Genomic DNA, 12659 nt, shown 5'->3' with positions numbered 1-12659 from the left:
AACGTACGACCGCACCCCCTGCCGTAGCAAGGGGTGCGATGGAAAGTCTCTTCCGTTTTATGGAATCAAGCCCGAACTACGGCATGCGCTCGTAGGCCGGCAGCGTCAGGAAGTCCACGTACTCGTCGGCGAGGGCCACCTCGGAGAACAGCTCCTTGGCCTGCTGGTACAGGTTCTCGTCGTACGCCTCCCCCAGGGACCCCCGGATGGCCGCCAGCTCCTCGTCGATGAGCTGCCTGACGAGCTCGGCGGTGACCTTCTCGCCGCCGTCGAGGGTGACGTCGTTGTGCAGCCACTGCCAGATCTGGGACCGGGAGATCTCGGCGGTGGCGGCGTCCTCCATGAGGTTGTGGATGGCCACCGCGCCGTTGCCGCCCATCCAGGCCGCCAGGTACTGGAGGGCGACGTTGATGTTGCCGCTCAGGCCGGCGAGGGTGACGCCGCCCGGGGTCCGGTCGACGGAGAGCAGGTCCGCGGCGGTCGCCTCGACCTCGGGACGCTGCTTGTCGATCTGGTGGGGGCGCTCGCCGAGGACGCCGTCGAAGACCTCCATGGCGACCGGGACCAGGTCGGGGTGGGCCACCCACGAACCGTCGAACCCGTCGCCGGACTCGCGGGACTTGTCGTCGCGGACCTTGGCGAAGGCGACCTCGTTCACCTCGGCGTCGCGGCGGGACGGGATGAACGCGGCCATGCCGCCGATGGCGTGGGCGCCGCGCTTGTGGCAGGTCTTGACCAGCAGTTCGGTGTAGGCGCGCATGAACGGGGCGGTCATCGTCACGGCGTTGCGCTCGGGCAGCAGGAACCTGCGGCCACGGGTGCGGTGCGTCTTGATGATGCTGAACAGGTAGTCCCAGCGCCCCGCGTTGAGCCCCGCGGAGTGCTCCCGCAGCTCGTAGAGGATCTCCTCCATCTCGAAGGCGGCCGGGATGGTCTCGATCAGGCAGGTGGCGCGGATGGTGCCGCGCGGGATCCCCAGGCGCTCCTGGGCCAGGACGAAGATGTCGTTCCAGAGGCGGGCCTCGAGGTGGCTCTGCATCTTGGGCAGGTAGAAGTACGGCCCCTTGCCCTTGGCGATCTGCCGCCGGGCGCTGTGGAAGAGGTAGAGCGCGAAGTCGACGATGCCGCCGCTCGTCCGGCGGCCGTCGACGAGGATGTGCTTCTCGTCCAGGTGCCAGCCGCGCGGCCGGACGACGACGGTGGCGAGCTCGCCGTCCTCCTTCAGGGCGTAGGTCTTGCCCTGCGGGGAGGTGAAGTCGATCTGCCGGTCGAGGGCGTCGCGCAGGTTGAGCTGCCCGCCGATCATGTTCTCCCACAGCGGGGTGTTCGCGTCCTCGAAGTCGGCGAGCCACACCTTCGCGCCGGAGTTGAGCGCGTTGACGGTCATCTTGCGGTCGGTGGGGCCGGTGATCTCGACCCGGCGGTCGGTGATGCCGGGCGCGGGCGGGGCGACCTGCCAGCTGTCGTCCTCGCGGATGTGCTTGGTCTCGGGGAGGAAGTCGAGGTCGGCGCCCGCGGCGATCTGCTCCTCGCGGGTCCTGCGGGCGGCGAGGAGCTCCTGGCGGCGCCCCTCGAAGGTGCGGTGGAGTTCGGCGACGAGGGCCAGGGCCTCATCCGTGAGGATCTCGTCGAACCGGTCGTGGAGGGGGCCGGTGATCTCGACCCCGTGCGTGGCGCCCATGGAAACCTTCCGCAATACGAAAATAGCTTTTGGTATGTGGAAAACGACGCTACCGTCAGTGCCTCCGCGCGGTCAACGCCGCGGTCCGCGCACATGATCGTGAAGTTTCCCGGCGCGTGAAGGTCCGGAAAACTTCCGCCCGGAAGATCGGGACTTCTTCGGCCAGTATCGACCGGGGGTCACCGGGCGACTCCGCACGGCGCAATGTCGCGTGTCGCACGGCCTGCGATAATTCAGATGCCCCGGCGGCGGCGACCTGCCACCATCGACAGGGCGCCCGTCGCGGCCCGCCCACGGGAAGAATCAGGACGGCGGCCGCGTTGACCCACCTGGAGGGATATGAATACAGCTGACACCCGCGGAATCTCCGAGCCCGGCCACGAGGCCGCAGGCGAGGACGTCTTCCGCGAGGCGATCACCGTCGGGGACGGGGACGACGCGACCCGTGGGGCCGAGGCCGACGGCGGAGACCGCCGGAACGAGCCGAGGAACGCTCCCGACCAGGGTGAGATGGAACTCGCCGAACGCCACGCGCTCCGCCGCGTGCAGGGGCTTTCCACCGAACTCACCGACATCACCGAGGTCGAGTACCGGTCGCTGCGGCTGGAGCGCGTCGTCCTCATCGGCGTGTGGACCAGCGGCACCCAGACCGACGCCGACAACTCGCTCACCGAACTCGCGGCCCTGTCCGAGACCGCCGGGGCACTCGTCCTCGAAGGCCTCACCCAGCGCCGCTCCAAGCCGGACCCGGCCACCTACGTCGGCAAGGGCAAGGCGGCCGAACTCCGCGACATCGTCGAGGCGACCGGCGCCGACACCGTCATCTGCGACGGTGAGCTCACCCCCGGCCAGCTGCGGCAGCTGGAGGACGTCGTCAAGGTCAAGGTGGTGGACCGCACCGCCCTGATCCTGGACATCTTCGCCCAGCACGCCAGCAGCAGCGAGGGCAAGGCCCAGGTCGAACTCGCACAGCTCAGCTACCTGCTGCCGCGACTGCGCGGCTGGGGCGACTCCCTGTCCCGGCAGGCGGGCGGCTCCGGCGGCGGAGGCGCGGGCGGAGGCGTGGGCCTGCGCGGTCCCGGTGAGACCAAGATCGAGACCGACCGCCGGCGCATCAACGACAAGATGGCCAAGCTGCGCCGTCAGCTCGCCCACATGCGCACCGCGCGCGACGTCAAGCGCGACGTCCGGCGCACCCGCGAGGTGCCGTCCGTGGCCATCGCCGGGTACACCAACGCCGGCAAGTCGAGCCTGCTCAACCGGTTGACGGGGGCCGGCGTCCTGGTGGAGAACGCCCTGTTCGCCACCCTGGACCCGACCGTCCGCCAGGCGCGCACGCCCGACGGCCGGGGCTTCACCCTCAGCGACACCGTCGGATTCGTCCGGCACCTGCCGCACCAGCTGGTGGAGGCGTTCCGCTCCACCCTGGAGGAGGTCGCCGACTCCGACCTGATCCTGCACGTGATCGACGGGTCGCACCCCGACCCCGAGAGCCAGATCCGCGCGGTCCACGAGGTGTTCGCCGACATCGAGGCCGCTGAGGTGCCCGAGCTCATCGTGGTCAACAAGGTGGACGCCGCCGACCCGGACGTGCTCAAGGTGCTGCGGACCCGCTACCCGAACATGGTCGAGGTCTCGGCCCGCACCGGCGAGGGCGTTCCCGAGCTGGTCGCGGCGCTCGCCGACGCGCTCCCCGAGCTCGCGCACGAGGTCAACGCGCTCGTCCCGTACTCGCGGGGCGACCTCATCGCCAAGGTGCACCAGGAGGGACGCATCATCAGCGAGGAGCACACCGGAGACGGAACGGCGATCCACGCCTTCGTCCCCGAGCTGCTCGCGGCCAAGCTCACCGAGTACGCGCCCAGCAGGGCCTGAGTACCGCGCGGTCCCCCCGGGGGGCCGCACCCGCCACCGGCTGCGACCGGGGCGCCCCGACCGGGGCGCCCCGGTCCTCGCATGTCGGGGGCCGCCGCAGGCCCGCGGGGCCGGACGGGCGCGGGGCCGAGGCGCACGGTCCGGGACCGGACCGGCGGCGCGGGGGCGCCGGTGTCCTTCGTCACGCCGTCCACTCGCGAGTTCTGCCCCGCGACGCTCGCATTCGTCCCCCGGGAGAGGTGTACACGGAGTCCGCGGATGGACTACGGTTTTGGAGCACTGGCCGCCAGCGGCCCGCTGTCCCCCGACAGCCGACGCTCCTTCCCGCTGTCACGGCACCGCGGCGGCCCCACGGCCGCCTCCTGCCGACCCTGTCGGATCGTTCCAGATACGAGGTCGTTATGTCCGCCCGTGCATCCCGCGACCGTGTACCGCACTCGCGCCGGCGGATCTGACCGACGAGGGCGGAAAACCCCATGACGGTAGTACTCCTCAGCAACATCGGTCGGCTGTGGACCGGGAACGAGATGCTCACCAAGGCCGCGCTCCTCATGGACGGGGACCGCGTGGCCTGGGTCGGACCCGCCGCCGAGCTGCCCCAGCGCATCCCCGGCGTGGTGGACGACCTGACCGACGTCGACGACGTCGTCAACATCGGCGGGGGACTCATCACGCCCGGGCTGGTCGACGCCCACTGCCACCCGGTCTACGCGGGGGACCGCTACGCCGAGGTCAACATGTGGGCGAAGGGCGCCTCCAAGGGCGACATCTTCGCGGCGGGCGGCGGCGTCTCCACCACCGTCACCATCACCCGCGGGACCGACCCCTGGACCCTGTGCAACGCGGTCCGCGAACGCCTGCGGCACTGGGTCCTGACGGGCAGCACCACCGTCGAGGCCAAGACCGGCTACCACCTCACCAGGGACGGCGAACTGGCCGACGTGCGCCTGCTGCGCTCCCTGGAGGAGGAACCGGGGATGCCGCGCCTGCACGTGACCTTCTTCCCCGCGCACGGGGTGCCGCCCGAGTTCTTCGGACGGCCCAAGGACTACGTGGCCACGGCCGCCTCGTGGCTCGGCGACGCCGCCCTGGCCGGTGCTGACGGGGTGGACGTGTACTGCGACAACGAGCAGTTCACCACCGAGGACGCCCGCCTGCTGCTGGGCGTCGGCCAGTCGGTGGGGCTGCGCACCACCCTGCACGCCTGCTCCCGCCCCCGGCACGGCGCCGTGCGGATGGCCACCGAGCTCGGCTGCTCGTCGGTGGACCTCCTGCACGAGACCGACGACCGGGACATCCTGGCACTCGCCACCACGCGGACCCCCGTGGTGGCCTGTCCGACCACGTCCCTGCACGAGCGCCGCACCCCGCCGGTACGGTCCCTGCTCGACCACGGGGTACCGATCGGCCTGGGCACCGACCACAACCCGGGCCTGGCCGGGACCACGTCGATGCCGCTGGTGATCTCCCTCGCCGTCTCCATGTTCGAGATGACCGTCCACGAGGCGCTGCACGCCGCCACCGTGGGAAGCGCCCACTCCCTGGGGCTCCGCGACCGGGGCATGCTGACGCCGGGAAACCTGGCGGACCTGGTCCAGTGGGACGCCGACCACGAGGGCGCGTTCGCCTGGTCGATGGGACTGAACACCCTGCGCGTCTGGCAGGGCGGCAAGACCATCCGCTGACGCCCGCGCCCGTGACCGCTCGGGGCGGGACCGGTCAGCGGACCCCTCTGGCACGGGCGATCTCGATCACGGCGCGCTCCAGCGCGTACTCGGGGTCGCGGCCGGCGCCCTTGATGAGCGCGTCGGTCTCGGCGACCACCGCCATCGCCCGTGTGACGCCCGCGGCGCTCCATCCCCGGGCCTGCTGGCGCAGCGTGCGCAGCTTCCACGGCGGCACCTTGGCGCGCTTGGCGAGATCCGCCTCGGACATCCCGCGCGGGGGCTGCGCGGCCACGGCGATGCCGCGCACCGCGCCTGCCAGGGCGCTGTTGATCAGCACCGGGGCGGTGCCCACCGCCAGCGACCAGCGCAACTGCTCCAACGCCTCGGGCAGCCGGCCCTCGACCGCGCGGTCCGCGACGCTGAACCCGGAGGCCTCCGCCTTGCCGGAGTGGTAGCGGGCCACCGCCGCGCCGTCCACCCGGCCCTCGGTGTCGGCCACCAGCTGCGTGCACGCCGCGGCGATCTCCCTCAGGTCGGTGCCCACCGCGTCCACCAGGGCCTGGGCGGCGTCCGGGGTGATCTGGCGACCGGCGGCGGTGAACTCGCCCCTGACGAACGCCACCCTCTCGGGGCCCTTCGTCGGCCCCTTGCAGTCCACCCGTTCGGCGCCCGCCTTGACCGCGGCCTGCAGCAGTGCCTTGCCCTTGTTGCCGCCCGCGTGCGTGAGCACCAGGTGGACGTCGTCGGCCGGGTCCTTCAGGTAGTCGGTGACGGTCGCGGCCAGATCCTTGACGAGGTCCTGGGAGGAGCGCAGCACCACCACCCGCCGGTCGCCGAACAGGGAGGGGGAGGTGACCTCCACGACCGTGTTCACGGTCACCTGGGAGGGCGCCAGGTCGTGGACGTCCACGCCGGGGTCGTTCTCGCGGACCGCCGCGACGACGGCGGCGACGGCCCGGTCGACGAGGAGCTCCTCGTCGCCGACGATGATCGTGAGCGGGGCGGGTGCAGGCATACAACGAGGATGCCACGAGCCGGGGACGGTTCCCGCCCGGTTCCCGCGGCCGGTCGGCGGGGCGCCGGGGCGTTCCTCCGTCCTTCCCGTCTCCTCGGGTCACCACGTGCGGTGGGGGCGGTTCGGGACGGTTCGGAGCGGATATGTGGTCGGATGGCGACGGAAGGTACGCTTCGGTAACTGTGTGACCTCTGGGCACGTCTGTTACAGTGCACGACACATACCAGCACAGAGGGTGAGGTATGCGAATATTCGCCTTTTTGCCCCCCTCGACATATGGTCTCCGGGACTGTCCCGGCTCCCAGGGGAGACCTGAGACCGGAAATGGCAAGGCAGCGTTGAGGGATCCCGCAATCTCGATACTGTCGGACGCCCGTCGCGTCGGTTCCCCCCGCACCGGGGGCCACGCGCACGGGCGGCCCCCGGCGCCGGCGACGGACCGTCGCGGTGAGACCGGGGGCGGCGCGCGCGTCGACCGCTCCGGAGCACCACCCCCGTTCCGACGCCGGCGCTGAGGCGCCCCCGGCACACAGAGGCCCCCGCACCGCCGGATCCGTCCGAGCCCGGGGGCGCGCAACCCGAACAAGTGAGCACCGACCGGTCCGCGTTCGCCCGGAACCGTGGTCGGGCCGCAGCGGGGCATCCCAGAGGCCCGTGGGCCGCGCCGACCGCGCGGACCCCCTTCGTGGGTCACCGCCCTGCCGCGCCCCCGCCACCCGAACACCTGGAACCGCCCTTGCAACCCCGCCGTATCACCGAAGTCCCTCTGCCCAACGCCTCGGTCATCGAGGCGGTACGGGAGTCGTGCGCGTCCCTGCCCGCCGGCTCGACGCGGCTCTCCGAGAGCTTCTACGCGAACCTCTTCGTCATGGCGCCCGATGTCCGTGCCATGTTCCCCGACGACATCCGGCCGCAGCAGAGACGCATGGCCGACGCCCTGGTGGAGGTCGTCCGCTATCTCGACGCGCCGGACCACGTGGCGCAGTTCCTCCGGGAACTGGGCGGCCGACACTACCGGGAGCTCGGGGTCAGGCCCGAGCACTACCCCTTCGTGGGCCGCGCCCTCGTCCGCGCCGTCAGCGAGGTGTCACCGACCTGGTCGTCCTCCATGAGCTCGGCGTGGGTGCTGGTCTACGAGTGGATCACCGCCACCATGCTCGCGGGCGCGGAGGACGCCATCTCCAGGGAGGAGGGCGCCCGCCGCTCCCCCGGGGACGCCGCGCCCCGGGGCGACGACCGTCGTCCGCCCGGGGACCGGGACCGGTCCGGCGCGCGGTCCTCCGCGGGGGACCAGCGCCCCTCGGACGCCCGGCACGCCTACGACACACCGCGCCCGTCCGGCGCCCGGCACGCCTACGACACACCTGGTCCGTACGGCGCCTCCCAGCCGACCCGCTGACCGCGTCCGGCCGCCCGGGAACCCCCCACCCCCACCCCTGTCCCGTCCCCGTCCCCTCGAAAGTCCATTGTGATGAGTGAGACCGACCAGAGCCGAACGCCGGGTACCGAGGGCGAGCGCTACGTCCAGACGGTCACGGGCACGACCGAGCGGGCCGACCGCTTCTACCAGGACCAGATGCTGGACCGGCTCAACCCCCGGATGCGCGAGTTCATCGCCCGGCAGGAGATGCTGTTCATCGCCACCTCGGACAGCAAGGGCGAGTGCGACTCCAGCTTCCGGGCAGGACCGCCCGGTTTCGTCCACGTCGTCGACGAGCAGACCCTGGTCTACCCCGAGTACCGGGGGAACGGGGTGTTCGCCAGTGCCGGGAACATCATGGAGAACCCGCACATCGGACTGATGTTCCTCGACTTCCAGCGCGAGAGGATCGGCCTGCACGTCAACGGCCGGGCCCGTCTCCTGGAGGACGAGAAGCTGCGGGGCCACGTCCGCGGGCTCCCCCACCCGGAGGTGCCGGGGCAGAAGGCGATGCTGTGGACCATGGTCCACATCGAGGAGGCCTACATCCACTGCCGCAAGCACATCCCCCACCTGCGCACCGTCGGCAGGGACGAGGTCTGGGGCACGGACGACGTCCAGCGCAAGGGCGGCGACTACTTCGCCGCCAAGCAGACCCCCTCGCCGTGGAGCACGCCCCGGGCCCCGGTCGCCGGCCGACACGCCTGAGCGGGCCGGCGCGGGGCGCCGGGGAGGCCCCGCCGCGCCCACCGCAGCGGCGGGACGGGCGGGCGGACCGCGTCCGTGGCCCGGCCCCGCTCCCGGGCCGGGACGGCGGGACCCGGCGCCCGGGGCCGGGGCCCCGGGTCACGGCGATGCCCGAGCCGGACGCGCCGTCGCCCAGGACCGCCACGTCGCCGTCGCGGTCCGTGCGCAGGTTGACCTCCGCGACCCGTTCCAGCACGCCCCACGTGAACGGCGCCGGGTGCCCGTACGGGTTGTCCGCGCCCACCGAGGTCACCGACACCACCGGATCGGCCGCCTCCAGGAACGCCGGTTCCTGGGTCCCCGCCCCGTGGTGCGGTGTGGCCAGGACGGTCACCGCGAGCAGTTCCGCGTCCGGCCCCGCCAGCAGCCGGCGCTGGGCCGCCTCCTCGACGTCGCCGGTCAGCAGAACGGAGGGCCCCGTGCCGTCCGCGCGCACCACCATCGAGGTGTCGTTGAGCGAACCGGCGAACGCCGGGTCGGGCCACAGCACCCGGAACAGCCACGGCCCGACCCGCAGGGCCCGTCCCGGCACCGCCTCCGCCAGTTCGACGCCGGACCCCCTCAGCAGCCGTCCGACGGGGGTGTCCCCGAACCCCGGCGGCGCCATGGCCGAGTGCACACTGCGGTGCCGCAGCACTCCGGGGGTCCCGTCCACGTGGTCGGCGTGGTCGTGGCTGAGGAGCAGCAGCGGGACCTCGCGCACGCCGAGGCGCCGCAGGCAGTCGTCCACCAGGTCCGGGTGCTCGCCGGTGTCGGCCACCACCGCGGAGCCGGGAGCCACGGACAGCACCAGCGCGGTGCCCTGCCCCACGTCGCACGCGACCAGCGCCCACCCCGGGGGCGGCCACCCGCCGGGCAGGCACCGCGCCGCCAGGGCGAGGAGCAGCGCGGCGGCCAGCGCCGCCGCGACCGCCCTCCGCACACGCCCGCGGGTCAGCACGACGGCCGCCAGGACGGCCGCCAGGAACACCCCGCCGGCCAGGTCGGCCCGCCATGGCAGCGCCCCGTACGGGACGCGGGCACCGGCCCCGGCGACCGCCGCGATCCACGACACCCCCAGCGCGGGCAGGTGCACCGCCACGGAGGCCGCGCCCGGCCACACCGCGGCCAGGGCCGCCACCGCGGAACCCGCCACGGTGACCGCGGCGACCAGCGGCGCGGCCAGCACGTTCGCCGGGATCGCGACCCACGACAGCTCCCCCGAGAGCACCACCAGCACGGGGGCGACGGCGACGTGGGCGGCCACGGCCACGGCGAACGCCTCCGCCACCGGGGGCGGCATGTGCGCCGACCACGCCCGCGTCCAGACGGGCACCAGCAGCAGGATGCCCGCGGTGGCCAGGACGGAGAGGGCGAAGCCGTAGGAGGCCGCCAACCCGGGGGAGAAGAACAGGACCCCGACCACGGTGGCGCTCAGGGCGCCGAGCCCGGCGTGCGCACGCCCGGTCGCCAGCGCCAGCAGCCCCAGCGAACCCATGAAGGCGGCCCGCAGCACGCTCGGCTCAGGGCGGCACACCAGCACGAAGAGCCAGATCATCACCGCGCCGCCGGCGACCGCGCACCAGGGCGGGGCCCGGAGCAGCCCGGCCGCCGCCAGGACGAAGCCGGTCAGGATCGCCAGGTTGGCGCCGGAGACGGTGAGGAGGTGCGTCATGCCGGTGGCCCGGAAGTCCTCCTCTGTGTCGGGCAGGAGCAGGGAGGCGTCGCCGACGATCAGTGCCGGGAGCAGGCCGCGCTCCGGCTGCGGCAGGTCTGCCGAGGCCTCGCGCAGGCCCTCCCTCACCCGGCCGGCGAAGGCCTGGGCCCGCCCCGGGGCGGTGACCTCCTCCGGCGGCCCGCGCACCAGGACCAGGGCCGCGGTCAGGGGGTCGTCCTCCGCCTCCAGGAAGACGCCCCTCGCCCGGAAGGACTGGCCGGGCAGGAGGCCGCGCCACTCCGGGCCGGAGGCGAGGACCACCACCGGGGCCCGGGAGGCGCGGGGACCGTCCCCGAGCCGGACCCAGGCGGTACGGGAGCGCACCACCCACTCGGCCCGCCCCGGGCGGTGCGTGCCCGCCCGGGACACGGGATCGCCCGCCACCACCGCCCCGAACTCCACCGCCCGGCCGTGCAGGGCCGCCTCCGCCGCGGCGCTCCCGGCCACACGGTGCACGTGGACCCCGGCCACCGACGCCACGGTGGCCGCGCAGACCAGGGCCGCCGCCACGGTGAGCACGGCGGCCTCCGACGGGGGCCGCGAGACGGCGAACAGCGCCAGCGCCGCACAGCCGGCGAGGCCGCCGAACACCCACGCCGCCCACGCGGGAGCCGCGAGGGCGCCCAGGGCCGCGGTCCACGCCGCCACGGCGGGTGCGAGCAGCCGGAGGTCGGAGGGCCGGCCCAGGCCGTACGCGTCGCTTCCCAGCCACGTCACCATGTTCCCGGCTCCCCCGCTCCGGGGCCGGGCGCGCAGCGGCTGTCCGGCACGGCCCTCACCCCGCCGTCGCGTGGGGGGCGAGGTCGGCGAGCACCTTCTCGCCGATCCTGTCCACGTCGAGCAGCTCGTCGACGCTGGAGAACGGCCCGTTGGCCTCCCGGTGCTCGATGATGTTCCGCGCGATCACCGGCCCCACCCCGGGCAGGGTCTCCAACAGCGCGCTGTCGGCCCGGTTGACGTCGACGAGGGCCTCCGTGCCCGCCGCAGCCCCGCCGCCCGCCGTGCCCGCCCCGGCGGCGACCGGAGGCTGGGGAACGCCCACGAGGACCTGTTCGCCGTCGACCAGGGCACGGGCCAGGTTGAGCAGGTCGAGGTCTGCGTCCGGCAGGGCGCCGCCCGCCTCCTCGACGGCGTCGGCGACGCGCGACCCGGACGGCAGGGTGTACAGGCCCGGATCGGCCACCTCGCCGCCCACGTGCACGACCAGGTCGGCGTCCGTGCCGGCCTGCGCCGGCCCGTCCGGGGGAACGGCTCCTGAGGGCTCGTCCCCGCCCGCGTCCCCGCCTGCGGGGTCGCCCGCGGGGTCGCCCGCGGGGCCGCTCTCGGCGGGCGCGGAGGCGGCCTGGGCGACCATCTCCGGCGCCCGCACGGTCGCGGGCCGGTCGTGCAGCACCAGGACCGCGGTGACGGCCAGGGCCCCGACCGCGACCAGGGCGAGCACCGAGCGGCGGGACAGGGTCGCGTGGGGCGGCCAGCGCCGCGCCAGGCGCTCCAGGAACGCGCCCGGGGGCTCCGGGACGAACTCGGTGTACCCGGACGGGGGCCGTGACCCCCGCCGGTGCCGTCCGCGCTCCTCGTCCGGCTCCGACCACGGTCCCGCCGGGTCCAGGAGGCAGTCCGCCGGATCCGGTCCGGGTGCCCCGGCTCCGCGTTCCTCATGGTCGGCGGGGACGTCCCGGAGCGCGTCGCGCGACCGGCGGTCCGCCGGGGCCCCCGTCGGGCCGTGCGAAGCGCTTCCGCCCTCCCGGCGCGTGCCCGCCCCGGGGGCCGGCTCCTCCCGGTACCGCTCGCGCACCACGGCCCTGCGGTGGGCGCCCGCCTCTTGGTCCGCCCCCTCCCCGAAGGGGACGGCAGCCCGGGGCCCGGGCCGGTCCGCGCCGTCGCCGCCCGGAGCGGGCCTGCCGCAGGCGGGCGGGACCGGCGGCGCCGGGGGCACGGCCACCGTGTCCTCGTGGTGCCTCTCCGGCCACACGCGGGGGGTCGCACCCCGGCCCGGGGGAATCCGGCGCCCGGGCGGCGCCTCCCTCCCGGGGACCTGCGGACGGTACGGCACCTCCGAGCCGTCCCCGTCCACCGCGTAGGGGGCGCTCGGGACGGGCGGGCCGTCGGGTCGCGCGTCCCCGGCCGCGGGGGCGGCGTGCCGGGGAGCCCCCGGCCGACCGGGGGACGCCGGGAACGGGGACGCGTCCCGTGCCGGGGCGGTGAGGGCGTCCGCGGTGGGCCCGCGGGCGGTGCGGGCCCCGGGCGGAGCCACGCCGCCTCCCGGCCGCGCGGCGGGCGCCGGGGCCGGGAACCCGGGCGGCAGGGGGCCGAGGGGAGGCCGGGGGATACGGGCCCGCAGCCTCCGGGCCGTGGGGGAGGAGTCCAGGGTGAGCGCCCGGAGCCGGGCCTGCTGGTCCGGCACGGAAGGGTGACGCCGGGGACGGCGCGGAGCGGTCATACGTCAACGGTAGGAAGCCGCGGACCCTCTGTCACCGCCCGGTTCCGCCCTGTGGACAACTCGCCGGGAGCAGCCGCCGCCGGGAACGACAAAACCGGCCCGGTGTGGACACCGGGCC

General features: G+C 74.3%; 7 protein-coding genes and 1 pseudogene. 4 read left to right on the top strand and 4 right to left on the bottom strand.

All coding sequences use genetic code 11. The features are described 5' to 3' along the window. Nucleotides 1-76: 76 nt before the first annotated feature. Nucleotides 77-1681, bottom strand: coding sequence for a malate synthase A (gene aceB / locus OUQ99_RS23765; protein WP_267946004.1), 1605 nt, complete (start codon nucleotides 1679-1681; stop codon nucleotides 77-79). Between the two features lie 339 nt (nucleotides 1682-2020). Here aceB and hflX point away from each other — a divergent pair, with 339 nt between their 5' ends. Together hflX and OUQ99_RS23755 are read left to right on the top strand one after the other, a co-directional pair. Continuing rightward, entirely contained in the window at nucleotides 2021-3556 is a 1536-nt protein-coding gene (gene hflX / locus OUQ99_RS23760; RefSeq protein WP_267946003.1) for a GTPase HflX, read from the top strand. 476 nt (nucleotides 3557-4032) lie between these two features. Further along, nucleotides 4033-5241: an amidohydrolase family protein gene (locus OUQ99_RS23755; RefSeq protein ID WP_267946002.1), complete on the top strand. Its 1209-nt coding sequence runs from the start codon at nucleotides 4033-4035 to the stop codon at nucleotides 5239-5241. A gap of 34 nt (nucleotides 5242-5275) precedes the next feature. Here the strand turns inward: OUQ99_RS23755 and holA are convergent, their stop codons facing one another. Further along, nucleotides 5276-6238: a DNA polymerase III subunit delta gene (holA, locus tag OUQ99_RS23750; protein WP_267946001.1), complete on the bottom strand. Its 963-nt coding sequence runs from the start codon at nucleotides 6236-6238 to the stop codon at nucleotides 5276-5278. Nucleotides 6239-6974: 736 nt separating this feature from the next. Between holA and OUQ99_RS23745 the strand changes: the two genes are divergently transcribed. Continuing rightward, nucleotides 6975-7637 carry a globin domain-containing protein gene (locus OUQ99_RS23745; protein ID WP_267946000.1) on the top strand — a complete coding sequence of 221 codons (663 nt, stop codon included), beginning with the start codon at nucleotides 6975-6977 and terminating at the stop codon, nucleotides 7635-7637. A 72-nt stretch (nucleotides 7638-7709) separates the two neighbouring features. Continuing rightward, nucleotides 7710-8366, top strand: a complete 657-nt coding sequence (locus OUQ99_RS23740; protein WP_267945999.1) for a pyridoxamine 5'-phosphate oxidase family protein — start codon at nucleotides 7710-7712, stop codon at nucleotides 8364-8366. A 115-nt stretch (nucleotides 8367-8481) separates the two neighbouring features. On the opposite strand, the pseudogene OUQ99_RS23735 reads toward OUQ99_RS23740, so the two are convergent. Next, nucleotides 8482-10821, bottom strand: a pseudogene (locus tag OUQ99_RS23735) (ComEC/Rec2 family competence protein); the annotation flags it as partial. A 55-nt stretch (nucleotides 10822-10876) separates the two neighbouring features. Beyond that, nucleotides 10877-12043, bottom strand: coding sequence for a helix-hairpin-helix domain-containing protein (locus tag OUQ99_RS23730; RefSeq protein ID WP_267945998.1), 1167 nt, complete (start codon nucleotides 12041-12043; stop codon nucleotides 10877-10879). Between the last annotated feature and the right edge of the window lie 616 nt (nucleotides 12044-12659).

The sequence above is a fragment of the Streptomonospora nanhaiensis genome, assembly GCF_026642255.1.
Lineage (GTDB): Bacteria > Actinomycetota > Actinomycetes > Streptosporangiales > Streptosporangiaceae > Nocardiopsis > Nocardiopsis tropica.
Note: the sequence above shows the minus strand (reverse complement) of the source record. Positions and strands in the feature narration are given on the sequence as shown.